Genomic DNA, 24,942 nt, shown 5'->3' with positions numbered 1-24,942 from the left:
ACGTTTTTCGCGAGCAAGCTCGCTCCTACAGAGGTTGAGATGGCGCTGTTACTTACGCGCCGCCTCCCACTGCTTGAGCAGGTCGTTGTAGTTCACGGTTTCGCCCTTGGGCTTCTCGTTGGCCAGTTTCGGCTTCGGTGCGCCCGGCTGGTCGAACCAGTATTGCGCGTCACGCTCGGGGTTCATTTTCGGGCCGCACACCGGTTGCACCTTGGAGCGTTCCAGGCGCGTCATGATCGCGTCCTGCTCCTTGGCCAGGTTGTCCAGCGCCTGTTGCGGGGTTTTCTCGCCGCTGGCTGCGGCGGCGATGTTGCTCCACCACAGTTGCGCCAGGCGTGGGTAGTCGGGCACGTTGGTACCGGTCGGCGACCACTCGGTGCGGGCCGGGCTGCGGTAGAACTCCACCAGCCCACCGAGTTTGGGCGCCATGTCGGTCATGGCCTGGGAGTTGATATCCGACTCACGAATCGGCGTCAGGCCAACGATGGTTTTCTTCAGCGACACCGTTTTTGAGGTCACGAACTGCGCGTAGAGCCAGGCCGCGAGTTTCTGCTTCTCGGGGGTGGACTTGAGGAAGGTCCAAGAACCTACGTCCTGATAGCCCTTCTTCATGCCCTTTTCCCAATACGGCCCGACCGGCGACGGCGCCATGCGCCATTTCGGCGTACCGTCGGCATTCACCACCGGCAAGCCCGGCTTGACCATATCGGCGGTAAACGCGGTGTACCAGAAGATCTGCTGGGCGATGTTGCCCTGGGACGGCACCGGGCCGGATTCGGAGAAAGTCATGCCCGCCGCTTCCGGAGGCGCGTAGGCTTTCATCCAGTCCACGTATTTCTGCGTGGCGAATACGGCTGCCGGGCCGTTGGTGTCGCCGCCACGGGTGACGCTGGAACCCACCGGGTGGCAGTCCTCCACACGGATGCCCCACTCGTCCACCGGCAAGCCGTTGGGCAAGCCCTTGTCGCCGCCGCCGGCCATGGAGAACCAGGCATCGGTGAAGCGCCAGCCCAGGGACGGGTCTTTCTTGCCGTAATCCATGTGCCCATAAATGCGCTTGCCGTCGATTTCCTTGACGTCTTCGCTGAAGAACTTGGCGATGTCTTCATAGGCCGACCAGTTCACCGGTACGCCCAGGTCGTAGCCGTATTTTTCCTTGAACTTGGCCTTCAGCTCCGGGCGCTCGAACCAGTCGGCGCGAAACCAATAGAGGTTGGCGAACTGCTGGTCGGGCAACTGGTAGATCTTGCCGTCCGGCGCGGTGGTGAAAGACAGCCCGATAAAGTCCTTGAGGTCCAGGGTGGGCGAGGTGAAATCCTTGCCTTCGTTGGCCATCAGGTCAGTGATGGATTCGGTCTTGCCATAGCGAAAGTGCGTACCGATCAAGTCGGAATCGTTGACCCAGCCGTCATAGATGTTCTTGTCGGATTGCATCTGGGTTTGCAGCTTCTCCACCACGTCGCCTTCCTGCAGCAGGTCGTGGGTCAGCTTGATGCCGGTGATTTCACTGAAGGCCTTGGCCAGCACCTTGGATTCGTACTCGTGGGTGGTGAGGGTTTCCGACACCACGTTGATCTTCATCCCACGGAACGGCTCCGACGCCTTGATAAACCACTTCAACTCCTCCAACTGTTGAGCTTCGGTAAGGGTCGAGGGTTTGAACTCGCTGCCGATCCATTTTTTTGCGGCTTCTTCATACGCATCGGCCCAGGCCGAAGCGCTCAAACCACTGAGGGCCAGTACGGCGGCCAATGAAATGCTATGTCGCAGCTTATTGTTTTTATTCAACATAGAGACCTCCAGGTTAGTTTCAAAAGGGCTATCGGCAACCACCTCCCTTGTAGGAGCGAGCTTGCTCGCGAAGAACTCAAAGACACCGCGGGCTACCAGGAACACTGCGTTATCGTTGACGATTTTCGCGAGCAAGCTCGCTCCTACAGGGTCGTGTAGACCTAGCCCCAACGCATCACACTCAACAGCCATAACAGGGAGAGCGCGGACGCCACCCAGATGCTCCAGTCGGTAACGCCAATGACCAGCAAATGCAGGTAGGCGCTGCCGAGCAGACCGATAAACAAGCGATCGCCACGGGTGGTGCTGATCGGCAGCAAACCGCGCCGCGGGATACTCGGCGAACGCAATTCCCAAGTGGTCATGCCCGCCAGAATCAGGGCAATACCGCCAAAGAACAGCGCTGTGGGGGTGGTCCAGGCCATCCATTCCATCATCGACTCCTCTAGACCCGGCCCAGGGCAAAGCCCTTGGCCACATGGTTGCGAACAAACCAGATCACCAGCATGCCCGGCAGGATGGTCAACACCCCCGCCGCTGCCAGCACGCCCCAATCAATGCCGGAGGCCGACACCGTGCGGGTCATCACCGCTGCGATGGGCTTGGCGTTGACCGAGGTGAGCGTGCGCGCCAGCAGCAGTTCGACCCAGGAAAACATGAAACAGAAAAACGCCGTGACGCCGATACCGGAGCCAATCAGCGGGATAAAAATCTTCACGAAGAACTTGGGAAAACTATAGCCGTCGATGTAAGCGGTTTCGTCGATTTCCTTCGGTACACCGGACATGAAGCCTTCCAGGATCCATACCGCCAACGGCACGTTGAACAGGCAATGGGCCAGGGCCACGGCGATGTGCGTGTCGAACAGGCCAATGGATGAATAAAGCTGGAAGAACGGCAGCAGGAACACCGCCGGCGGCGCCATACGGTTGGTGAGCAGCCAGAAGAACAGGTGCTTGTCACCCAGGAAGCGGTAACGCGAGAACGCATAGGCCGCCGGCAGCGCCACGCTCAGGGAGATCACCGTGTTCAGGCTCACGTAGTACAGCGAGTTGAGGTAACCGGTGTACCAGCTCGGGTCGGTGAAGATCACCTTGTAGTTGGCCAGGGTGAAATCCTGCGGAAACAGGGTCAGGCCGCCGAGGATTTCGGTGTTGCTCTTGAAGGACATGTTCAGCAGCCAGTAGATCGGCACCAGCAGGAACAGGATGTAGATCAGTAGTGGGATCACTTTCTTCATAAACGTAAGACGCTTGCTCATGTTGGCGGCCTCAGCGGTTGGCGTCGGAATGGGTCATGGCGGTGTAGAACAGCCAGGACACCAACAGGATGATCAGGAAATACACCAGGGAAAACGCCGCCGCCGGGCCCAGGTCGAATTGGCCGACGGCCATCTGGGTAAGCGTCTGACTCAGGAAGGTGGTGGCGTTACCCGGTCCACCGCCAGTCAGCACGAAGGGTTCGGTGTAGATCATGAAGCTGTCCATGAAACGCAGCATCACCGCGATCAGCAGCACGCTTTTCATCTTCGGCAACTGGATATGTCGGAACACCGCCCAGGCCGATGCACGATCAATCCGCGCGGCCTGGTAGTACACGTCCGGAATGGCCCTTAAGCCTGAGTAGCACAGCAGTGCTACCAGCGAGGTCCAATGCCACACATCCATGACCAGCACGGTGACCCAGGCGTCCATGGTATTGGCAGCGTAGTTGTAGCTGATGCCCAGGGCGTTGAGGGTCGAGCCCAGCAGGCCGATGTCGGCACGGCCAAAAATCTGCCAGATGGTGCCGACCACGTTCCACGGGATCAGCAACGGAATGGCGAGGATGATCAGCACCAGCGAGGACCAGCGGCCCTTGGTGGGCATGGTCAGCGCGATGGCGATGCCCAACGGGATCTCAATCAATAGCACGCAGGCCGAGTAGATGAACTGGCGCAGCAGCGAATCGTGCAGGCGCGGGTCGAGCAGCACCTGCTTGTACCAGTCGGCCCCGACAAAATAGCGGCTGGACTGGTCGAAAATGTCCTGCACCGAATAGTTGACCACGGTCATCATCGGGATCACCGCACTGAACGCCACCAGCAGGAACACCGGCAACACCAGCCACCAGGCCTTGTTATTCTGCACCTTGTTCATGGTGCCACCTCCAGCAGGTAATCGTCGGCGTAGAGCATCAGCCATTGCGCGGGGAAGCTGATGCAAGCCTTGCCTTCCGGCACCGGCTTGTCCTCGGCCAGCCGCACCTTGAGGGTGGCGCCATCGAGGTTGAGGGTCATGATCTTGTAGGTGCCGAGGTCCTCCACATGGACGACTTCGGCTTGCAGGGCGTCAGGGTTGTACTCGTCCCACACGTGGATAAATTCCGGACGGATACCAACCTGGAGCTTTTTGTAGTCGGTGGTGTTGAGACGTTGCTGCAACGCTTCGGACAGCGGCAACAGGGTATTGGCAAACCCTACACCGCCAGACTTGGCCTGCACCTCGATCAGATTCATCCCAGGGCTACCGATGAAATAACCGACAAAGGTGTGGCTGGGCCGCTCGAACAATTCACGCGGCGTACCGAACTGCACGATCTGCCCGCCGTACATCACCGCGATCTTGTCGGCGAACGTGGAGGCTTCCAGTTGATCGTGGGTGACGTAGACCATGGTGATATTGAACTGCTCGTGAATCTGCTTGAGCTTGCGCCGCAGTTTCCACTTCAGGTGCGGATCGATCACCGTCAGCGGTTCATCGAACAGAATGGCCGACACGTCATCGCGCACCAGGCCACGGCCCATGGAGACTTTCTGTTTTTCGTCGGCGGTGAGGTTACGGGCTTTTTTGCTCAGCAGGTTTTGCAAGTCGAGGACTTCGGCGATCTCCTGCACCTTGCTGTGAATTTTCGCTTCGGCCATGCCCTGGTTGCGCAGCGGGAACGCCAGGTTGTCGAACACCGTCATGGTGTCGTACACCACCGGGAACTGGAACACCTGGGCGATATTGCGCTTTTCCGGGGTCAAGTCGTTGACCACTTGGGTATCGAACAGTACCTGGCCTTCGGACGGGCTGAGCAGGCCGGAGATGATATTGAGCAGCGTGGACTTGCCGCAGCCTGACGGCCCGAGCAAGGCGTAGGCACCGCCCTGCTCCCACACATGATTCATTTCCCGGATGGCGTAGTCTTCTGGCCCTGTAGGCGTAGGGTTGTAGCTATGGGCCAGGTTGCGCAAATGGATCTCGGCCATCAGGCAACCCTCGCGACACGGCGCCCGGGGGCCTGGACCAAGCGGCCCTGACCATCGAACACAAACAGTTTATGGGTGGGGATATACACGCGGATCGGCGCGTCCACGTCGTACTCATGCACCCCCGGCAGGTGCAGCACCAGCAGGAAATGCTCACTGCGCACATGCAGGAAGGTTTCCGAGCCGCTGATTTCGGCGACTTCCACGGTCACCGCCAACTCAAGGTCATCATCGTTGCTGGGCACCAGGCTGATATGGCTGGGGCGCACGCCGAAGCGGAAATCGCCTTCGCCGATGGGCCGCAGGTCAACATTGAGTGGGAAATGCACGAAATTGGCGAAGCTCACTTCGTTACCGCTGATGCGCCCTGGCATCAGGTTGATCGGCGGCTCGGAGAACAGCTCAGCGGCGAGCACGGTTTGCGGCTGGTGGTAGACCTCGGCGGCCTTGCCGCTCTGAATCACCCGCCCCTCGTGAAGAATGGTGGTGGTGCCCCCCAAGGCCAGGGCTTCGTTGGGCTCGGTGGTGGCATATATCGCGATGGTGTGGCGCGCCTTGAACAGTTCGCGCATTTCCTGGCGCAGCTCTTCGCGCAGTTTGTAGTCCAGGTTGACCAGCGGCTCATCGAACAGAATCAGTTCGGCGTCTTTCACCAGGGCGCGGGCCATGGCGGTGCGTTGTTGCTGGCCACCGGACAATTCCAGGGGGTGGCGCTGCAGGAATTTCTCGATGCGTAGCATCTTGGCGGTTTCCAGCACCTTGCTCTGGATAACCTCATTGGACACACCGGCCTGACGCAACGGCGAGGCGATGTTCTCGAACACGGTCATGGTCGGGTAGTTGATGAACTGCTGGTAGACCATCGACACATTGCGCAGGCGCACCGGCTTTTGCGTGACGTCCACGCCGTTCATCAGGATGCGACCGCTGTCGGGCTTGTCCAGGCCGGCCATCAGGCGCATCAGGCTGGTCTTGCCCGACAGGGTGCGACCGAGCAGGACGTTGAAAGAACCGGCTTCGAACCGCAGGTTGGCGTCGTCGATCCAGGTTTGGCCGTCGACAACGCGGGAGACATGTTCCAGGGTCAATGACATGACACGACCTTTTTTATTATTGGAATGAATCTGGTCCGTTGTCAGAGCGAGTTTCGTGCCAAAACCGCAAGCGCTTGATGTGTAAGGAAATGGGTGAACCATGATGTTCAGGAGTGAACAATCCGGCTGAACAACTGAACACTGCCGGGGTTGACAATGAACAGTTGTGAACAACACTTTATGCGCGACGAAGATCAAATGTGGGAGCGGGCTTGCCCGCGATGGCGGTGCATCAGTTTGTAGATGCTGTGCCTGACCCATTGCCATCGCGGGCAAGCCCGCTCCCACATTGTTCGATGTCTGACGTTAGATGGCGCAAGACCCGACAACAATAATAAAGAAGGTCGCACGATGGCCGAACCCTTGACCCACGACACCCTTATCCAGGAATCCTGGCGCCGTTGCCGCGCCTATGGCCTGGACCACCAGAGTGCCCCCAGCTTTGACCAACTGCCCGCCGAAGGCATTCGCCAACTGCTGGAAAGCCAGCATTCCCTGGTGCAGACCACCCATCAGGAAGTGTTGCCCTACTACGAGAACATCCTCAGCAATTCCAATTGCCTGATCATGCTGGCCGACAATCAGGGCCAGGTGCTGACCTCGTGGGGCACTCAACGGTTTATCGAACCCACGCTGGCCCGCGGCTTCAGCCCCGGCGCCAGCTGGATGGAACGCGCCAGCGGCACCAATGCCATCGGCACCGCGCTGGCCTGCGCCCAGGCCGTGCATATTGAACACGATGAACACTTCCTCAAGGCCAACCGCTTCATGACCGGCTCCGCGGCGCCGATTTTCGACGCTCAGCGCGAAATCATCGCGGTGCTGGACGTATCCAGCGACAGTTACCTGCCGCCCTCCCACACCCTGGGCATGGTCAAGATGATGAGCCAGACCGTGGAAAACCGGCTGATCCTCAACCTGTTTCGCGGCGAACATTTCCAACTGACCTTCAACACCGGCTTGAGCAACCTCGACAGCCAATGGGCCGGCCTGCTGATCTTTGATGAAAGCGGCCAGGTGCTGTCGGCCAATCGGCGTGCGGATAACCTGCTGGGCATCAGCCTGTCGCGGGTGATGATCGACAGCCTGTTCAAGGTCTCGCTACTGGAGTTGCTCAACCAACCGGAAGGGCTGCCCTTCGCCTTGCAGGCAGCGGGACGCAATCGGTTCCAGTGCCTGTTGAAGCGGCCCAAGCAGATGCCGGTGCAGGCCCGGGTGTTCAGCCAACCGCCGCCGCCAGCACCGACGTCGATCAACCTCCAAACCCTGCATTTTGGCGATGTGCGCGTGGAAAAAGCCGTGCGCCAGGCCGAGCGCCTGTTGGAAAAGGACATTCCGCTGTTGATCCACGGCGAGACCGGCGTAGGCAAAGAGGTGTTCGTCAAAGCTCTGCACCAGGCAAGTTCCCGCAGCCGACAGGCGTTGATCGCGGTGAACTGTGCGGCGATTCCCGCAGAGCTGGTGGAATCGGAACTGTTCGGCTACGAAAAAGGCGCCTTCACCGGCGCTAACCAAAAAGGCAGCATCGGCCTGATCCGCAAGGCGGACAAGGGCACGTTGTTTCTCGACGAGATCGGCGATATGCCGCTGCCCACCCAAGCCCGTCTGTTACGGGTGCTGCAAGAACGCTGTGTGCAGCCGGTGGGCAGCAGCGAGGTGTTCTCGGTGGACTTGCGCATCATCTCGGCGACCAACCGCGCACTGCGCGAGCTGGTGCAGGCCGGACGCTTTCGCGAGGACTTGTACTACCGCATCGGCGGCCTGACCCTGGAATTGCCGCCATTGCGCGAGCGTACCGACAAGCAGGCGCTGTTCCAGCAACTGTGGCAGCAACACCGCGAGCCGACGCAATGGGCCGGGCTGAGCGCCGAGGTGCTGAGGCTATTCGAGCAACACCCGTGGCCGGGGAATTTACGCCAGGTGAGCAGCGTGTTGCAGGTAGCGTTGGCAATGGCCGAAGAGCAGCCGATCCGCGCAGAGCACCTGCCCGATGATTTTTTCGTGGATTTGCAGGCGACGGTGCCGCAGTCCAAACCCGAACACCTGGATGAACACCTTGACCTGAGCCAGCGCCTGGAAGCCGTGGGCGGGAATATTTCCCACCTGGCGCGAGAGCTGGGGGTGAGTCGCAACACCCTGTACAAGCGCCTGCGCCAACACGAAGTTTGATTTAACGCCAGCTCCAGGAAACGCCGGTGTAGATACCACGCCCATCAGCCGGGGTGGAGCGTGCGGCGTCCATGCCTTTGTCGTCGTAGCCCGGCGTGACGGTATTGGCGTAACGGCGGTTGGTGAGGTTGCGCAGGTCGACCCAGGCTTGCCAGTCCTGCTTGGCCGCGTCGTAGCCGAAGGTGGCGCCAAAGGTGGTGTAGGCCGCCGCGTAGTAGGAATTGGCGTAGTCCACCGCCACCCGTGAGGCATGCTCGGTGTTGAGGCTGGTGTAGAAACCCGTCGGATGGCTGTAGCGCAGTTGCGCCTGGTAATAGTGCTTGGGAATGCCGGGTAAGGTGTTGTCGCCGAAACGGTCGTCGTCGCGGTAATGGAAGTCGTTGAAAGTGTAGGCCTGGCGCAGATCGAGCTTACCGCTGCGCCCGCCGTCCCACAGCGGGCTGAGCAGGCTCAGTTCCACACCCTGGTGCACGGTGGGGCTGGCGTTGGATTCGGCGATGATGGCGTTGCTGGTGGCGGTCTGGGCCTGGGTCTCGACCGAAAGCAGCTCGTGGCGAACCTCAGAACGATAGAGCGCCAGGTCCCATTGGCCGAGCCAGGCTTCACCGCGCCCGCCGATTTCCAGGGTGGTGGCGGTCTGATTACGCAGCTTTACGCCTTCACGCTGCAATCCCGTAGCTGCCCCATTGCCCGGGCCAAAATATTTGTTCGAACCCCAAATCATCGACCACGCATGCGGAGGCTCTACCGAGCGGCTCAGGTTGCCGTAGACCTGCAACTGCGGGGTGAGGTCGTAACGCAGGCCAATGCGCGGCGCGTAATCCCAGTCATGCTGACTGAGCGGCGCCTGGCCGTCGGGGTAAGTGACCTGGGTTTCGCGGCGCGTGTAGATCGCGGCAAGGCCGCTGGTCAGCCATAGATCCTCAACCAGTTCCAGTTCGTTGCCTACATGCAGCACGGTGTCGGAGCCCAGGTAGCTGTAGTCGCGGGTTTTGGTGCCGGGGGCATAAATGGCGGTATTGCCCGCAGGAATGCGAACATATTCCGACGCCCCATTGTTCGGCATCGCCTGGGTGGTACGCAGGCCGAGAGTGGTAGTACTCGCGTGGCCGAACAGGCTGTCCTGGCGGATGTAATTCAGGGTGCCGCTGATATCGGTGTAGGCAACTTTGAGGCGGTTGGTGCCTTCGCGCAGGTCCATAGGGTAATCGTGGTAAGCCAGCCCGACCTCGACCCGTGAATTATCGTCCAAGCGCAAGGTGGTCTTGTTGGCGATCCAGGTGGAGCCCGGTTGCAGGCGTTTTGAGTCGCGGGCGGCATTGAGGCTGTTGGCGGCACGCGGATCATGGCTGATCTGGTCACGCGTGAGCCTGCCGGGAGAATCGTTGGTGGTTTCGCGATAACGCAAATAGAAGCGCGTTTCCAGGTCCGGGTTAAAGCGGTAGCCGAAATTGGCAGCGATGCCCTTGCCGGTACCAGCGCTTTGGTGCTGATAACCGTCGGACTCCGAATCGGTGAGGCTGATGTAATAGTCGGCGTCCCCCAGCACTTGCCCCGAACTGACTTCACGCTGGGCATAGCCGCGACTGCCGACCTCATAGCGCACTTGCAGCTTGGGCGCGTCCAAGCCGGTGCGGGTGACGTAGTTGACCGCACCGCCCAAGGCCAATGCACCCTGATCGAACCCGTTGGCGCCACGCAGCACCTCTACCCGGCTTTGCCACAGCGGGTCCTTCAGCTCATAAGGCGTACCACCTGGGCCGGTAAGCGGCAGACCGTCGAACATTTCATACAGGCCGGAGGCGTGGGCACCGGGGGCGCGGTTGAGGCCCGAGCCACGAATGGACACCTTCACCCCTTCGTTATTGGCCGCCTTGGCGTACACACCGGCCTGATATTTGAAAACGTCTTCGTTACTGCTGACCCGCCCCTGTTGCACGCTGTCCATATCGATGTAATTGGTGCCACCGGGCACGCTTTTGAGCTGCGCCTGGGCGATTTCTGCGGCGCTGGCCTCGGCCGTGGTGACTTCAACCGGCGCCAATTGCAGGCCTTCGGCCTGTACCAGCGAACTGAGGGTCAAGGCGGCAAAAATAAACGGGGGGTGGCGCAGCAGCATTGGGGGCAGGTCCTTGGAATCCGGGAACGTGCCAGGCCAAGCCCACCACGCGAACAGTGATGGGAAGGCAGGCACGCCCCTCAGGTCACTCCTTAATGAAGGACAAGGACGATTTAAAAACAGCGGCGAACCCGGTGGCAGGTTCAGCCATCGGGCGCCGACAATGCCCGCAGCAGATCATCTGCATCCGACCCCGGCGCAAAGCGAAAGCCATACATTTCGTCAGTGGCGAGAATCTCCCCCAAGGTGTCGCGCAACTGGGCTTCCGTGGGCGAGTCACGCAATAACTTATGCGCCGGCAGCAACAACTCGGCAGACACGCCCTGGGCCGTCGCGGCGTCGATCACCGCATAGAGGATAAACCGCAAGCGTATTTCGCGATCCGTGGGCCAAACCGTTTTTCGTTTACCCAAGGTAGGGCCTCGTGTTTAAGAAAAATCCGAGGCTATTGCCCGCAGGCAAGCGTTTCAAGCCACAGGAGGCAAGATAGGCCGCTTCCTACAGCGGAAAGGGAAACACCGCACCGATTGGTCGATGCGATGGGCCTTATTGCACCGGCAGGAAATTCATCAGCAACAGGCTTTGTGCGTAATTCAGGCCAATGCGCCGGTAGCGCTCATCGAGGATTTGGGTAAGCAGGTCCAAACGCGCGACGATCTTGCCGAACTCAACGGCGAAACTGAGGTTACTGCCCTCCTCCGATATTTCATTGGAAAACAACAGCAACACACCATTGGCATCCTGACGCTGGCTGAGCAACCAAGTGGCCTTTTCGATATTGCGCGCGGCGTTGCTGACAAACTGCGGGTTGATCGAGTCAGTCACATAAAACTGCGTGCGCCCACCGTGGGCGGTCACGAGCATACTGCCAATCGCGTAGATAAACGCGCCGACGCGGTCGCCGCGAAAGTCAGGGCTCAAGGAATAACTCAGGGCAGCCAGGTCACGCCGGTCACCCAGTGCGGGCAAGGGTTGGCGATTTTCGATGGCCTGGCGGATTTGCCGGGCGGCGGTCACCGCATCCGGGTAGCCCGATTGACGCCACTGGTTGGGGTTGCGCAGGTAGAGCTTGCTCATCAGCAAGTAGAGGCTTTGCAGGTTGTCGCGCATGCCGAGTGTGGCCATGCGGTCGACGCTGGTCTGGAAGAACTCATCAGGCTTGCCATCGCTGAACTGCCTGGCGATATCGCGGCCCTGTTGTTGGCTGCAACCTGTTGCGCAGAGCGCGAAAACCGCAGCAAGCAGCAGCGGCCATCGGGAGGTAAAAACAGTTGACGTTCGATCCATCGGCACCGGGTCTGATTCTGTTGGCCACCTACGGGAGTCGGGTGGCCGGGACAGGGGTAGATCAGCAAAATGGAAAAAAGTGCAGCGGTGCGGGTCGGATCAGCATAGGACTACAGCAACGAGGTGAACGAGACCACGCTACCTGAGCCATCAAGCGCCCAGCAGACAAAGCCCGATACATCGTCCTCTGTAGGAGCGAGCTTGCTCGCGAAAAACGTCAACGATAACGCGTGTTTCCTGAATGACCGCGGCGCCTGTGAGGTTTTCGCAAGCAAGCTTGCTCCTACAACGGCATTACGGCACAGGGCCGGGCTCGTTTGCCTGAACGCCTTCAGGTGTCGGGATGTTCACTTGCTACGGAATCGGCCGCATCTACATCCGACATATCTTCTTCAAGAGGCGCCTCGTCATCCGGCGGCAGCGGGATATTGTCCTCGTCACGCCGCGGGTCATGCCCTGTCTCGTTGTCGGTGCCCCGGGTAACCGCTTGCTGGGAAATGTTGCCTGGGGCTTTTTCGTTGATTTCCATGCTGGCACTCCGTTTATAGGCTCGGGATATCCGCGCTTAGGATTGAGATGCTGCGACGGGATTGAGAGTGCCAGGCGTTAGACGAATGGCGTTTAGTAGGCAGTCGGGGTGAAAGAAAAACTGCTGCCGTGCTGAGAAATTCTGCGGCGAACAAGGTCTCCCGGCTTTATATCAATTTCTGATTCGATGATTCTTGAGGTGCCGAAAAGCATGTATTTCGAGACACCAAGAATATGCTTGCCAGGGGCCAGCCCAAACTTGGCAACCTCCCCAGGGTGAAACTCGGCAGCCGGTTTTCCATCAATATGCAAAATAAAACGGACTTCAGCTCCGTAGATGCCCGAGTCTCTAGTCACCACCAACTGAGCCGCGTTCTTTTCCGTAAAGGCATACATTCTTGTGGATGGCACAGGGTCTGCGATGTCTGCAGATATAGGCGATGTGGAGCACCCCCCAATAGCAACAAGCAGTAATGCTCCGATTAAGCCTCGCATATCGTTCCCTCGAAAAATTTTGTGCGACTTTAACATCCACGATAACCGTAACAAGCTGGCTGGTCGCTACATCTTATCTGATGGTCGTTCTACCCACCCACCGCTTGCCGCAGCAGAGCGACACCGGTCATCAATCTTCGGGATTGTTGTCAGCAAACGACTTATTCAGTAGGCCCTGAACGACACTGTCGGGATAACCCAGTAATTGCTTACTGAATGCATCTCCATCGGCTGGACGAGTCGCCAGTAGCCCCCAGGACTTTGTTCCATCTGCGTTAAAGACCACGATTAGCTGATTGTCTGCACAATCATGTGGCTTGCACATGTGGCCTACCGTAAAGCGTTTACCATCCGCCGAAACTGTCTCGACTGGCGACGCTGTGCCCTGAGCTTTACTGACCCAGTCCGGATAACTGAGCATCTCTGCGTAGGCTTTTTTGTAAGGCGCTTTGCTGGCAATCTCGGGCAGATATTGTTTAGCCCAAACGCCTTCAGACACTAGCATCATGGAGGCACCCGCAAGCATTGAAAGGCAAGACAGCATGGTCTTGTAGAAAACGTGGCGTGATGACGGCGGTCATTTGCTTCGTGTACTTTCGACCCACACCCCACTTACGGATGAGTATCATGAATGACGATTTGAAGCAGTCAGGCTCTACTACTACATCACAAGCCACTACCTCTCTAGAGCAGGTCAAAACCGGCAGAGTCCTGGATTTTACCTGGGCGCCAAACGCCAACACCACGACCACCATCGTCTCGGCAGACTTTGTCGACTACAAGGTCGATACTGCCCAGGGCAGCCCCACTGGCGACAGCCATTCCATTGCGCGATTTACCTATGTTCAGGGCAAAGGCGGTGGCCAGATCAGCCAACTCTTTCTGGAAGAAATGCGTGCCGGTGTACGTGCCAATACCCAGATCGGGTTGATGGTGGGACGCAAATGGGTTTTGGACCCCAACGGGGAAGTCTCCGGCAGCATCGGTACTTATGTGGTCGAGCAATTCGACGACATGCGCGCCAGTGTGAATTATGTCGGCTCCTTTGCCCGGGTCTTCGCTGATCCGAGGATGGTCAGCTATCACGCTGGCGGACATGTGCACACCAATGTCTCTATCACCGGCAGCAGGCCCTTGACCATGGCGGATTCAGGCAAGTCGATCCTGGTCATCAGCGATACAGATGTCACGCTGACAATCGGTGATGACGTAATTGAAGGGTTCAAGGTGAATCTAATCCAGGCGGCCGCCGGCAAGATCAACATTGCTGTATCCAGCAGCCACGTGATCTACAGCAACGCTGGAAGCCGCACGCACACGCTCAATCCACTGGATGAGCTGGAAGTCAGTACCTTCCCATTCGGGCCGGTGTTTCTGGCCTTTCGAGTCAGGCCTATTGCATGAATAGCCCGGCATAACCAAACCCCAGAAACGCAAAAGCCCCGCTTTCGCGAGGCTTTCGTGTAAATCTTGGCGGGAAACCAGGGATTCGAACCCTGGAGACGCTATTAACGTCCGCCGGTTTTCAAGACCGGTGCATTCAACCACTCTGCCAATTTCCCTTGTGCATCACAGGATTATAGTAGCCCATCCCGTGTCAGCGGGCGCCATAATACCCGAATGAAACACACTGTCAAACTCTCTGCATCGCTTGTTACAAGGCGTCTGTTATGATCTTTGCGACTGAACGTTTCAAAACTGAAGGAGTGTCGCCATGCGCGAACAGAATTACGCAGTGAATGGCAACGCGCAGGCTGAGCAGCTTGAAGTCAGCCGCGTGTTGCGCAACACCTACGGCTTGCTCGCCCTTACCCTCGCATTCAGCGGCGTGATGGCTTACGTGGCCCAGCAGATGCGCGTCGGTTACCCGAATATCTTTGTCGTGTTGATCGGCTTCTACGGTCTGTTCTTCCTGACCAACAAGCTACGTGACTCGGCCTGGGGCCTAGTGTCGGCGTTTGCCTTGACCGGTTTCATGGGCTTTATCCTCGGCCCGATCCTTAACCGTTACCTGGGCATGGCCGGCGGTGCGGAAGTGGTCAGTTCGGCATTTGCCATGACGGCCCTGGTGTTTGGTGGTCTGTCGGCCTACGTGCTGATCAGCCGTAAGGACATGAGCTTCCTGGGTGGCTTCATCACCGCAGGTTTCTTCGTGTTGCTGGCGGCCGTGGTGGCCAGCATGTTCTTCCAGATCAGCGGCCTGCAACTGGCGATCAGCGCGGGTTTTGTGCTGTTTTCCTCGGTGTGCATCCTGTTCCAGACCAGCGCCATCATCCACGGCGGTGAGCGTAACTACATCATGGCGACCATCAGCCTGTATGTGTCGATCTACAACCTGTTCATCAGCCTGTTGCAGATCTTCGGCATCATGAGCCGCGATGACTGATCAGCAAGCGCTATAAAAAATGCCCCGTATCGCAAGATACGGGGCATTTTCATTTTCAGGCCCGATAAAGCTCAGTACTGATTAGGTTCCATCTCCAACTCGACCTTGAAGCGCTTGAAGATATCTTGCTGGATGCGTAGCGCCAGTTGGGCAATCTCCTGCCCGGTGGCAGTGCCGTAATTGACCAGCACCAGCGCTTGCAGCTTGTGCACGCCCACATCGCCCTCCCGGAAGCCCTTCCAACCGGCCTTGTCGATCAGCCAACCGGCGGCGAGTTTCATCTGGCCGTCGGCCTGAGGGTAGGCCACCAGGTCCGGATATTGGCTTTGCAGCTCCACAGCCAGGGCTTGGGGTACCAGCGGATTCTTGAAGAAGCTGCCCGCATTGCCCAGCTCCGCCGGGTCTGGCAGTTTCTCGCGGCGAATGCTGCAGATCGCGCGGCTCACATCGCTTGGCGTGGCGTGGGTGATGCCCTGCGCGACCAGGCGCTGTTGCACCGGGCCGTAGTCGAGTTTCAGGTGAGTGGCGCGGCTGAGGGCAAAGCGTACCCGCACGATCAGCCAACGCCCGACTTCGTGCTTGAACAGGCTGTCACGGTAAGCAAAGTTGCATTCGTCGAGGCTGAAGTCCCGCAGTTCGCCCGTCTGGCGATCCAGGGCGGTGAGACCGGCAAACACATCCTTGATCTCTACGCCATAGGCACCGATATTCTGCATCGGTGCCGCACCGACAGTGCCGGGGATCAGACTGAGGTTTTCCAGGCCGCAGAAGCCGTGTTCAAGGGTCCACAGCACAAACGGATGCCAGGCTTCGCCCGCTTCGGCTTCGACCACCACGTGCGTGCCATCGTCGCTCAGCACGCGAATGCCTTGGGTCGCCATACGCAACACCAGCGCCGGAATATCCTGGGTCAACAGTAAATTGCTGCCGCCACCGATCACCAGCAACGGCACCGCGTTTGCCGAGGCATAGGCGATGGCCTCGCGCACGTCAGCATCACTGTGGGCCTCGGCGAACAATTGCGCGTTCACATCGATGCCAAAGCTGTTGAATGGCTTGAGCGATACCTGCGCAAGCACTTGCAAGGTCATAACCGCCCCTTCAATTCGATCACCAATAAATCACAGGCGCGTTCGATCAGGTCCAGGACCCGTTCGAAACCTTGCTCACCTTCATAGTAAGGGTCTGGCACCTCGTCCACTTCGCCATCAAAGCGACGCAGGAACAAATCCAGCTCGGCCTTGCCCTGCCCTGGCTGCATGGCTTTGAGGTTGCGCAGGTTACTGTGGTCCATGGCCAGGATCAGGTCGTAGCGGGCAAAGTCAGCGCGGGAAACTTGCTGGGCACGCTGGCTCGACAAATCATAACCTCGCGCCAGCGCCGCACGTTGGCTGCGCTGGTCCGGTGGGTTACCGACATGCCATTCGCCGGTACCAGCAGACGCCACCTCAACCTGCCCCGCCAAGCCGGCCTCGCGCAATTTATGGCGCAAGATGCCTTCAGCGGTTGGCGAGCGGCAGATATTGCCCAGACATACAAACAGAACTTCCATCAGGCGCCCAGCAGGCGACGGACGCGCTCGAGGTCTTCCTGAGTGTCGACACCGGCTGGCGGTGCTTCCAAGGCATCGCCCACGTGGATACGCACGCCGTGCCAGAGGGCACGCAGTTGTTCCAGGGACTCGGTATTCTCGAGCCAGCAAGGGCCCCAACTGACGAAGTCGTGCAGGAAACCGGCGCGGTAAGCATAGATGCCGATATGGCGGCGATATGGCACGCCCTCCGGCAACACGTCGCGATTCTTGGCAAAGGCATCCCGCGCCCACGGCAAGGTGGAGCGACTGAACGTCAGTGCCAGGCCGTTGATGTCGCTGACCACTTTCACCACGTTCGGGTTGAACAGCGTCTCGATGTCTTCGATCGGTTCGGCCAGGGTCGCCATACGCGCCTCGCCATGGGCCGCGAGGTTGGCAGCGACCTGATCGATGACACCCGGCGGTATCAATGGCTCGTCACCCTGCACGTTCACTACGATCGCGTCGGGTGCCAGACCCAGCTGAGTGGCGACTTCGGCCAGGCGATCAGTGCCGGAGTTATGGTCTTCGCGGGTCAGTACCGCTTCGGCACCAAAGCTTTTGCACGCCTCGATAATACGCGGGTCATCGGTGGCCACTACCACGCGCTCGGCGCTGCTTTTGCAGGCTTGCTCCCACACCAGCTGAACCATCGGCTTATCGCCGATCATTTGCAACGGTTTGCCCGGCAGGCGCGTCGAGGCATAGCGCGAGGGGATGACAACGGTAAAGGCGGTGGTCATTTATCCAGGCGCTCATCGGTGGTCAGGGTACGGGCTTCGCTTTCGAGCATGACCGGGATGCCATCACGGATAGGGTAAGCCAGGCCGGCACCTTTGCTGATCAGCTCGGTTTTGTCGGCGCTGAGCTTGAGCGGGCCTTTGCAGATCGGGCAAGCGAGGATATCGAGCAGTTTGGTGTCCATGAGTGTTTCCTGGAAAGAAGCGTTTTAAGGCAAGAGACGGTTGGGCAGCAGACGCATCAGCTGCGTGTCGAACCAGGCGACGAACGCCGGCGACGGTACCGCATCCACCGCAAGGTACCACCAGTCGGGCTGGGCAAAGGCGCGGCACTTCACCGCGTCCTTTTCGGTCATGACCAGCGGCAATGACGGGGTAAAACTCAAGACCTCGGCGCTGTAGGGCGCGTGGTCGGCAAAAGCATGGGGCAGCGGCTGCCAGTGTAGCGTTTCAAGGGTATTGAAGAAACGTTGCGGGTTACCGATACCGGCCACCGCATGCACCTGCTGGCCCTGCGGGAAATAGGTGACCGGCTGGCGCTCGCCGCTGTGCAGGTTGACCAGCGCTGTGGGCTGTAGGCGAAAGGCAAAACCTTCTTCACGGTCCGAGACGGCACCGTTATAGAGCACCGCATCCACACTGTGCAGGCGCTCCACCGGTTCGCGCAACGGCCCGGCAGGCAGGCAGCGGCGGTTGCCGAGGCCGCGGGCGGCATCGATCAGCACCAGTTCAAGATCGCGGGCCAGGCGGTAGTGCTGCAGGCCGTCATCGGAGAGGATCAGGTCCAGGGGCTCACTGGCCAGCAGGGCCTTTACCGCGCGACTGCGATCGGGGTCGATCATCAAAGGGACGCCACTGCGCTGCACGATCAGCAAGGGTTCATCACCGGCCACCTCGGCACTGTGGCCGGCCTCGACCCGCCACGGCAACTGCGGCGGCTTGGCACCGTAGCCTCGACTGACCACGCCCACGCGCAAACCGCTGCGGCGGCAGTGCTCGATCAACCACAGGATCAACGGCGTCTTGCCGGTGCCTCCTACAGTGATATTGCCCACCACGACCACCGGCACCGGCGCTTGATAAATCTCGCCCTCGCCTGCCACAAAGCGCGCACGCTTACGTTGCACCACGCGGCGATACAGCGATTCCAGCGGCCGCAACAATGCCAGTGCCGGGTGGCCCTCGTACCAGGCCTTGAGTAAACGCTCGGACATGGCCATCAGGGCGAGCTCGCCGCCTCGACGGTGGTCATGCGCAAATGGCTGAAACCGAGCTTGCCGGCAGCGTCCATGGCGGTGATCACAGCTTGATGCGGAGTCTTGCCATCGGCGCTGATGGACAGAGGCAACTGGGTGTCGCCGCCGGACTCCTTCTGCAAGGCCTCCATCAGGCTGGCTAGGTCGTTTTTCTCGAGCAACTGGTTATTCACCGAAAACACCCCTTCGGCGCTGATGGCGATGTCCAGTTGCTTGACCTGCTGGTCTTCGGCAGGCGAGCCGCTTACCGCTTCAGGCAAGTCGACACGCAGCTGGGTTTCGCGGGTGAAGGTGGTGGTCACGACAAAAAACAGCAGCAGGATAAACACCACGTCGATCAACGACGCGAGGTTGATATCGACATTTTCCCGTTGCTTGCGGCGAAATTTCACGCTTTGCCCTCGACCAGGTCTACATCACGGTCGCCCTGCACCACCTCTACCAGCTTGATAGCTTCCTGTTCCATGCCGACCACCAGCTCATCAATGCGCCGCTGCAGGAAACGGTGGAAGAACACCGAAGGGATACCCACCATCAAACCCGCGGCGGTGGTGATCAAGGCCTTGGAAATGCCCCCGGCCAGCACCGACGCGTTGGTGGTCATACCCGAGCCCGTGAACGCACTGAAGATATCGATCATGCCCAGGACCGTGCCAAGCAAACCCAGCAACGGCGCCATGGCGGCGATAGTGCCAAGGGCGTTGATATAGCGCTCCAGCTCATGGATGACCCGGGCGGCCGCTTCTTCAATGCACTCCTTCATGATCTCGCGACCATGCTTGGAATTGGCCAGGCCGGCGGCGAGGATTTCACCCAGTGGCGAATTGGCACGCAGCTCCTTGAGCTTTTGCTTGTCGAGCTGCTTGTTCTTGATCCAGCCCCAGACCTGCCCCAGCAAGTGCTCGGGGGTGACGCGACTGGCGCGCAGGGTCCACAGGCGTTCGGCGACGATGCCGAGTGCGACGATGGAGCTCAGAATGATCGGCAACATCATCCAGCCGCCGGATTTGACCAATTCCCACACAGTGAATGTCCCCTCGAAAAAGTGCGCCACTTTACCATATAGGGTCAACAGAGGGGTTCACCGGCTACAGGTCCGTCTGTCGCGGTTCGAGACGTTGGTAACGCCTGATTACGGTAACGGTCCGCGCCAGAAACGACGTTGGCTGCGCGCAACCGTCGCAGGCACAAACGCCCCCAGGCGCAGGCGCACGGCGCCCTGTTCGGCGCTGTCATACACCCGGCTGCCCAGCGCTTGGTAGCGTTCCAGGACCTGCGGATGAGGATGGCCGAACGTATTGCTGCGCCCGCGGGAAATCAACACCGAGGTGGGCGCCAACCGTTGTACGAAAGGCCAGGACGAAGAACTACGGCTGCCGTGGTGCGGAGCTTGTAGCCAGTCGGTCGGAACCGCCAGCGGGGATGCCAGAAACGCCTGTTCGGCGGCGCGATCAATGTCGCCGGTGAGCAGCAGGCGTTCGCCATTGGCCTCGACTTGCAGCACGCACGACCTCGGATTGCCCTCAAGCCCACCCGCCCACTGCCACAGCTCAAACGACACGCCGTCCCACTCCCAGCGCTCGCCGCTGGTACAGGGCTGGGTGGCGAGAAAGGATGGCAAGCCCTCGGTTTCGCCGCCCACCACGCGTTTGACGGGCAGCCCCCGAGCCACCGCCGCCGCACCACCGGCGTGATCGGCGTCGGCATGGCTGAGCAGCATCATGTCCAACTGCCCTACCCCGAGTTTTTTCAACGACGGCAACACGACGCGCGCGCCGAGGTCGACAGGCCCCGAGCGCGGCCCGGCATCGTAGAGCAAGGTGTGGTGGCGGGTACGCAGGATCAGTGCCTGCCCCTGGCCGACATCCAGTTGCAGCACCTCTACCTGTCCGTGGGGCACCCACTCCCGGGGCGGAAAAACGGCCATCAACAGCATGGGCCAGCCCAACACCCGGAACGGCACCCCTTTGGGCAGCAGTAACACCACTGCGCCCATCAGGCTGACCAGCCAATACCCCAGCGGCACCTCGGGCGGCACCCACGCCGGCAACTGCGCAGCCAGCAGTGCCAGGCCCTTGAACAATCCGTCCAGCGCGCCGCCAGCCAGCCACAGCACACCTTCCCCCGCCAGCGGCACCCACAACAACGCCGTGCCCAGCAGCGCCAAGGGCAGCACCACCAGGCTGATCCACGGCACGGCAAACAGATTGGCCACCGGTGCGCTGAGGCTGATGGGCAGACCCAGCACCAGCAACACCGGAAACAAGCCAATGGCAATCAACCACTGAGGCCGGGTCCACGCCTGCCAGACGCTCCACGGCCCCAAGCGCCCGCCGAACGCCAGCAACAATACCGCGACCGCCGCAAACGATAACCAGAACCCTACCTGCAGGCTGGCCAAGGGCTCCAGCACCAGCACGCCGTTCAGCGCCAGCAGCAACGGCCACCACAGCCCCAAATGGCGGAAACGCAGACGCCACAGCAACACCAGGCCGACCATCACACAGGCCCGCTGCACCGGCACGCCAAACCCCGCCAGCAGGCCATAACCCAACGCTGCGCCAAAAGCCAGGCCGCACGCCCACGGCAGCCACGGCCAGGTTCGGGGCCAGCAACCATAGCGCGCCAATACCGCGACCAAGCCGTAGATCAAGCCCGCCAGCAAGCCGATGTGCTGCCCGGAAATCACCAGCAGATGCACCGTGCCCGTGTCCTGCAACACCTGCCAATCCTCAGGTGCCAGGCCGGAACCGTCGCCCAATACCAGCGCCGCCAGCCCTGCCTCGCGGCCTTGGGCATCCACCGCCATCAGGCGCTGGCGAACAGCATCGCGCCAGGCATTGCGGGCGGATGCGAGACGCTCACCGTCTTTTACCGTTGCAGTGGCACCGATACGCTGGGCCAGCAGCCAGACTTCGTGGTCAACTCCATGAAAATTGAGCAGGCCCGCAGGCCGCTTGAGTGTCAACGCCAGGCGCCAGCGTTCGCCGCTGTTCACCACTGGCCCGCCGTGCCAGGACACGCGGATACGTTTGGGCAGCCGGACCTTGCGCGACCGGCCGTCGGCCAGTTCAAAGCGCACGCCCGTAACCGTCTGCTGGGGCAAGCCGACCACACGCCCCTCCACCCAGCGAGTTTGCCCGTCCAGGGCCGGCTGCAGTCGATCATCCAACGCCCGCTGCGCGCTGAAGCAAGCCCAACTCAAGCCGACCAGAAAGAACGCCACGGGATAGGACCGAAAAGGCAACGGCATCAAGGCCAGCACCAGCATGGCCAATAACCCGGCACCAGGCGGCAACACCGGCAACCAACGCAACGTCAGCAACCCCAGCGCCAACGCCAACATCCCTGTCTTCATGGATCATCCTTTTCCAGTGATCCACTCAGTCTTAGCCGGCTGAACGACAGCGCCTATGATGTTTTGTCACAAAGTCTGAATTTTCTGTTTATAGAATCCGGGCATACTTGCCCCTCGAATTGACCTGGACCCCATATGCCCCGGCGCTTATTCAAACGGTACATGCCCGATCCCAGCAGTATCAGGGAACACAAGTCATTACAGTTTCTTGGCACGCTGCTGCATGACCCCAACCTCTGGCATCTGAACCGGCACTCCGTGGCGCGCGCCATGGCGGTGGGTTTATTTGCGGCGTTTATCCCGATTCCGTTGCAGATGTTGCTCGCCGCAGTGCTCGCGATCTCGGTGCGCGGCAATATGCCTATTGCCATCAGCCTGGTGTGGTTGACCAACCCCATCACCATGCCGGTGGTGTTCATCTGCACCTATATGACCGGCGCCTGGCTGATGAACGTGCCGCCACGCAGCTTGCCCGATAACCTGACGTGGGAATGGATCAGCGGCCAGTTGAGCACCCTGTGGCAGCCATTCTTGCTGGGTTCGGTGGTATTGGGGGTGGTATTGGGCGCCCTGGCCTACTGCCTGACCATGGCGTACTGGCGCTGGTGGGTAGCGCACCAGTGGAAAAAACGCAAACTGCGTAGGCGCTGAGCGCTAACGGGCCAGCAAACGCAAATGCACCCGCAGACCCTGCCCGGTGTTTTCTGCCCATAAGCGACCGCCCTGGCGCTGCACGGCGTTGCGGGCAATGCTCAGGCCCAGGCCGAAACCGCCATCGCCGGGCCGCGAGCCGTCCAGGCGGGTAAAGGGCGCGAAGATGCGCTCCAAGTCACCCTCCACAATCCCCGACCCCTGATCCTGCAGCCAGATATGCCAATAATCTCCCTCACGGCAGCCGTCGAGTTGCACGCAGCCGCCCTTGGGCGAGTGGCGTATGGCGTTACGCAGGATATTTTCCAGGGCCTGGGCCAGTGCATTCAGGTTGCCTCGCACCCAACTGTCCGCCGGTAACAGGCACGGCAAGCGCGATGCGGGCCAACCGCTTTCAAAACACGCGTTCTCACTCAATATGTCCCATAACGCCTGGAGCTGAATATCTTCCTGGGGCAGTGGCGTCGTTTCGCTGTCGAGCCAGGCCAGTTGCAGGCTGTCTTCCACCAGGCGCTGCATGGCGTCGATTTCCCGACCCAGGCGTTCGCGCAGTTTGGCCAGGTCTTGCTCGCTGTCGCAGGCTACCCGCAGGCGGCTCAAGGGTGTGCGCAGTTCATGGGACATATCGCGCAGCAACTGCTGCTGCAAACGCACGGTGCCCTGCAGGCGTTCGGACATATGGTCAAAGGCGCGGCCCAGCTCGCCCAGTTCATCCTGGCGGCTGGTGGCATCACGGGACATTCGCGTATTGAGTTGGTCCGCACGCCAGGCGTTGGCCTGCTCGCGCAATTGATTGAGGGGCATGATCAGCAGCCGATAAAGGCCGATGCACAGCAACAGGGTAAATAGACCTGGAATCACACCATGGGTGACCACTCGCCAGAACAGCTGATAGCGCCCAGGCATAAAGCGCTGCGGCAGCTCGATCACCAGCGACCCCGCGCCAGGGTCGACCGGAAACGGCACCTTCATCCAGGGCAAACCGATGACATGCCGGCTGACCGGCCAGTCCAATCCACGCAAAAACGTTAGGCGCTGGCTTTCCTTGTCACTCAAGGGGGTGCTGCCCAGGGACTGCAAGTCGTTACCGATCACGCCAACCCAGGTGCTTTCACGCTCGGCCATTCGCTGCAGCCAAGCGTCCACGCCAGCACTGCCCTGTGTGCTCCACGCCAGTTCGGCGCCGGCGGCATAGCCAGTGAGAATCTCCCGCGACTTCTCGGACAGGTACGCGCTCTGCTGCTCCATGTAGCGGCCCCACGACCAACTGAGCCAAATCATCAGCAAACAGAAGGCGATCAACAGGCAGGCCAGCTTCCAGAACAACGAGTGTTTGCCGGGCAGTCGCTCAAAGCCCTTCATCGTGACCGCTCAGCACGTAGCCCTTGCCCCACACGGTGCGCACTTCACGCTCGATGTAACCGATGGCCTTGAGCTTGCGGCGGATCTGGCTGACGTGCATGTCGAGACTGCGGTCATGGGGTGCATAACCGCGCTGCAACACCTGCTGATACAGGAAGGCTTTACTGAGGACTTCTTCGGTATTGCGGTGCAGGGTTTCCAGCAGGCGGTATTCGCTGCGCGTGAGCGCGGCCCACTGGTCCTGGCAGGACACATCGCAGCGCTCATCATCAAAGTGCAGCACGCGGGCATCTTCGGGTGCCGGGGCACGCGGCGGCTCGGGTCGGCGGTCCAGGGCAACGCGGCGCAGAATCGCTTCAATACGCACGCACAGTTCAACCATGCTGAACGGCTTAGGCAGATAGTCGTCCGCGCCCAGGCGAAAACCGCTGATACGATCAGCTTCAGCGCCCAGGGCCGACATCAGGATCACCGGCATGGCGTGGCTCTGGCGCAAATGGGTGAGGATCGACAAACCGTCCAGCCCCGGCAGCAGAATGTCCATCAGCACCAGGTCGAAGGCCTGGGCGCGGGCCAGTTGCAGGCCCTGCTGACCGTTCCGGCACCAGGTCACCTGGAAGCCACTGCGGCCAAGCTGCTCGTGCACATAGGCGCCCAACACCGGGTCGTCTTCGATGGTCAGGATACTGGGTAGGCCAACTGCTGCGGGAGTCATTAGCGTCTGCAAGTCATTCTCAATCACTGATTATTCAAGATTAAACGTTCACAGGCAATCGCCACCCGGCGCCGAATGGCCCGAAGATTGCCGTATGTCATTAATTTGCAAGATTCCAGGCCGTGCAAATGGCTACACTGCGCAGGTGGCGCGGGCCGGATGCCGGCGTGGATGATTGATAACAAC

26 protein-coding genes and 1 tRNA gene are annotated in these 24,942 nt (G+C 60.0%); 4 read left to right on the top strand and 23 right to left on the bottom strand.

The window, feature by feature from the left end:
* Positions 1-48: 48 nt before the first annotated feature.
* The 6 genes from QK296_RS12360 to QK296_RS12335 all read right to left on the bottom strand — a co-directional run bounded on the left by QK296_RS12360 (position 49) and on the right by QK296_RS12335 (position 6,117).
* A complete protein-coding gene (locus QK296_RS12360) occupies positions 49-1,791 on the bottom strand; it encodes an ABC transporter substrate-binding protein (protein ID WP_282390967.1) in 1,743 nt (580 codons plus the stop codon).
* Between the two features lie 161 nt (positions 1,792-1,952).
* Positions 1,953-2,225 (bottom strand): DUF2160 domain-containing protein, encoded by a 273-nt coding sequence (locus QK296_RS12355; protein WP_003192011.1) that lies wholly within the window; start codon positions 2,223-2,225, stop codon positions 1,953-1,955.
* An 11-nt stretch (positions 2,226-2,236) separates the two neighbouring features.
* On the bottom strand, positions 2,237-3,052 hold the full coding sequence (locus tag QK296_RS12350) for a carbohydrate ABC transporter permease (RefSeq protein ID WP_124527973.1): 816 nt from the start codon (positions 3,050-3,052) through the stop codon (positions 2,237-2,239).
* Between the two features lie 10 nt (positions 3,053-3,062).
* Positions 3,063-3,929, bottom strand: coding sequence for a sugar ABC transporter permease (locus QK296_RS12345; protein ID WP_003192014.1), 867 nt, complete (start codon positions 3,927-3,929; stop codon positions 3,063-3,065).
* Positions 3,926-5,023 carry an ABC transporter ATP-binding protein gene (locus tag QK296_RS12340; protein ID WP_282390966.1) on the bottom strand — a complete coding sequence of 366 codons (1,098 nt, stop codon included), beginning with the start codon at positions 5,021-5,023 and terminating at the stop codon, positions 3,926-3,928. Before QK296_RS12340 ends, QK296_RS12345 begins: the two co-directional genes overlap by 4 nt.
* Positions 5,023-6,117 (bottom strand): ABC transporter ATP-binding protein, encoded by a 1,095-nt coding sequence (locus QK296_RS12335; RefSeq protein ID WP_003192018.1) that lies wholly within the window; start codon positions 6,115-6,117, stop codon positions 5,023-5,025. Before QK296_RS12335 ends, QK296_RS12340 begins: the two co-directional genes overlap by 1 nt.
* A 351-nt stretch (positions 6,118-6,468) precedes the next feature.
* Here QK296_RS12335 and QK296_RS12330 point away from each other — a divergent pair, with 351 nt between their 5' ends.
* Positions 6,469-8,286: a sigma-54-dependent Fis family transcriptional regulator gene (locus QK296_RS12330; RefSeq protein ID WP_057710372.1), complete on the top strand. Its 1,818-nt coding sequence runs from the start codon at positions 6,469-6,471 to the stop codon at positions 8,284-8,286.
* 1 nt (position 8,287) lies between these two features.
* Here QK296_RS12330 and QK296_RS12325 read toward each other — a convergent pair whose 3' ends face one another.
* From QK296_RS12325 to QK296_RS12300, 6 genes are all read right to left on the bottom strand, one after another.
* The gene (locus QK296_RS12325) at positions 8,288-10,405 is read right to left on the bottom strand and encodes a TonB-dependent receptor (RefSeq protein ID WP_282390965.1); all 2,118 of its coding nucleotides are present in this window, start codon (positions 10,403-10,405) and stop codon (positions 8,288-8,290) included.
* A gap of 143 nt (positions 10,406-10,548) precedes the next feature.
* Complete coding sequence (locus QK296_RS12320) at positions 10,549-10,818, bottom strand: hypothetical protein (RefSeq protein WP_044273968.1); 270 nt, start codon at positions 10,816-10,818, stop codon at positions 10,549-10,551.
* Positions 10,819-10,951: 133 nt separating this feature from the next.
* Positions 10,952-11,692 (bottom strand): hypothetical protein, encoded by a 741-nt coding sequence (locus QK296_RS12315; RefSeq protein ID WP_003192025.1) that lies wholly within the window; start codon positions 11,690-11,692, stop codon positions 10,952-10,954.
* 331 nt (positions 11,693-12,023) lie between these two features.
* Positions 12,024-12,221, bottom strand: a complete 198-nt coding sequence (locus QK296_RS12310; protein WP_034134528.1) for a hypothetical protein — start codon at positions 12,219-12,221, stop codon at positions 12,024-12,026.
* Between the two features lie 92 nt (positions 12,222-12,313).
* Positions 12,314-12,715, bottom strand: coding sequence for a hypothetical protein (locus tag QK296_RS12305; protein ID WP_034134641.1), 402 nt, complete (start codon positions 12,713-12,715; stop codon positions 12,314-12,316).
* Positions 12,716-12,845: 130 nt separating this feature from the next.
* A complete protein-coding gene (locus tag QK296_RS12300) occupies positions 12,846-13,223 on the bottom strand; it encodes an Ivy family c-type lysozyme inhibitor (protein WP_232964648.1) in 378 nt (125 codons plus the stop codon).
* A 119-nt stretch (positions 13,224-13,342) separates the two neighbouring features.
* Between QK296_RS12300 and QK296_RS12295 the strand changes: the two genes are divergently transcribed.
* Entirely contained in the window at positions 13,343-14,119 is a 777-nt protein-coding gene (locus tag QK296_RS12295) for a hypothetical protein (RefSeq protein WP_232964647.1), read from the top strand.
* 67 nt (positions 14,120-14,186) lie between these two features.
* Here QK296_RS12295 and QK296_RS12290 read toward each other — a convergent pair.
* Positions 14,187-14,277: transfer RNA gene (locus QK296_RS12290), tRNA-Ser, on the bottom strand.
* A 152-nt stretch (positions 14,278-14,429) separates the two neighbouring features.
* On the opposite strand from QK296_RS12290, the gene QK296_RS12285 reads away from it, so the two are divergent.
* Complete coding sequence (locus QK296_RS12285) at positions 14,430-15,101, top strand: Bax inhibitor-1/YccA family protein (protein WP_003192030.1); 672 nt, start codon at positions 14,430-14,432, stop codon at positions 15,099-15,101.
* A 71-nt stretch (positions 15,102-15,172) separates the two neighbouring features.
* Here the strand turns inward: QK296_RS12285 and murB are convergent, their stop codons facing one another.
* From murB to QK296_RS12245, 8 genes are all read right to left on the bottom strand, one after another.
* The gene (gene murB / locus QK296_RS12280) at positions 15,173-16,192 is read right to left on the bottom strand and encodes a UDP-N-acetylmuramate dehydrogenase (protein WP_057710368.1); all 1,020 of its coding nucleotides are present in this window, start codon (positions 16,190-16,192) and stop codon (positions 15,173-15,175) included.
* The gene (locus tag QK296_RS12275; protein ID WP_057710367.1) at positions 16,189-16,653 is read right to left on the bottom strand and encodes a low molecular weight protein-tyrosine-phosphatase; all 465 of its coding nucleotides are present in this window, start codon (positions 16,651-16,653) and stop codon (positions 16,189-16,191) included. Before QK296_RS12275 ends, murB begins: the two co-directional genes overlap by 4 nt.
* The gene (gene kdsB / locus QK296_RS12270) at positions 16,653-17,417 is read right to left on the bottom strand and encodes a 3-deoxy-manno-octulosonate cytidylyltransferase (RefSeq protein WP_282390964.1); all 765 of its coding nucleotides are present in this window, start codon (positions 17,415-17,417) and stop codon (positions 16,653-16,655) included. Before kdsB ends, QK296_RS12275 begins: the two co-directional genes overlap by 1 nt.
* On the bottom strand, positions 17,414-17,599 hold the full coding sequence (locus QK296_RS12265) for a Trm112 family protein (RefSeq protein WP_003174668.1): 186 nt from the start codon (positions 17,597-17,599) through the stop codon (positions 17,414-17,416). Before QK296_RS12265 ends, kdsB begins: the two co-directional genes overlap by 4 nt.
* A gap of 24 nt (positions 17,600-17,623) precedes the next feature.
* Entirely contained in the window at positions 17,624-18,634 is a 1,011-nt protein-coding gene (gene lpxK / locus QK296_RS12260) for a tetraacyldisaccharide 4'-kinase (protein ID WP_212614450.1), read from the bottom strand.
* Positions 18,634-19,062, bottom strand: coding sequence for a biopolymer transporter ExbD (locus QK296_RS12255; protein WP_282390963.1), 429 nt, complete (start codon positions 19,060-19,062; stop codon positions 18,634-18,636). The genes lpxK and QK296_RS12255 overlap by 1 nt, the downstream gene beginning before the upstream one ends.
* The gene (locus tag QK296_RS12250) at positions 19,059-19,694 is read right to left on the bottom strand and encodes a MotA/TolQ/ExbB proton channel family protein (RefSeq protein WP_003192043.1); all 636 of its coding nucleotides are present in this window, start codon (positions 19,692-19,694) and stop codon (positions 19,059-19,061) included. The genes QK296_RS12255 and QK296_RS12250 overlap by 4 nt, the downstream gene beginning before the upstream one ends.
* A 108-nt stretch (positions 19,695-19,802) precedes the next feature.
* Positions 19,803-22,028 carry a DNA internalization-related competence protein ComEC/Rec2 gene (locus QK296_RS12245; protein WP_282390962.1) on the bottom strand — a complete coding sequence of 742 codons (2,226 nt, stop codon included), beginning with the start codon at positions 22,026-22,028 and terminating at the stop codon, positions 19,803-19,805.
* A gap of 135 nt (positions 22,029-22,163) precedes the next feature.
* Here QK296_RS12245 and QK296_RS12240 point away from each other — a divergent pair, with 135 nt between their 5' ends.
* Positions 22,164-22,679, top strand: a complete 516-nt coding sequence (locus QK296_RS12240; protein ID WP_003192045.1) for a DUF2062 domain-containing protein — start codon at positions 22,164-22,166, stop codon at positions 22,677-22,679.
* A gap of 3 nt (positions 22,680-22,682) precedes the next feature.
* On the opposite strand, the gene QK296_RS12235 is transcribed toward QK296_RS12240, so the two are convergent.
* Positions 22,683-24,041 (bottom strand): sensor histidine kinase, encoded by a 1,359-nt coding sequence (locus QK296_RS12235; RefSeq protein ID WP_282390961.1) that lies wholly within the window; start codon positions 24,039-24,041, stop codon positions 22,683-22,685.
* The gene (locus tag QK296_RS12230) at positions 24,028-24,756 is read right to left on the bottom strand and encodes a response regulator transcription factor (RefSeq protein WP_094774224.1); all 729 of its coding nucleotides are present in this window, start codon (positions 24,754-24,756) and stop codon (positions 24,028-24,030) included. Before QK296_RS12230 ends, QK296_RS12235 begins: the two co-directional genes overlap by 14 nt.
* Positions 24,757-24,942 lie beyond the last annotated feature (186 nt).

It is taken from the genome of Pseudomonas sp. AL10 (genome assembly GCF_029960685.1).
Lineage (GTDB): Bacteria > Pseudomonadota > Gammaproteobacteria > Pseudomonadales > Pseudomonadaceae > Aquipseudomonas > Aquipseudomonas lactis.
Note: the sequence above shows the minus strand (reverse complement) of the source record. Positions and strands in the feature narration are given on the sequence as shown.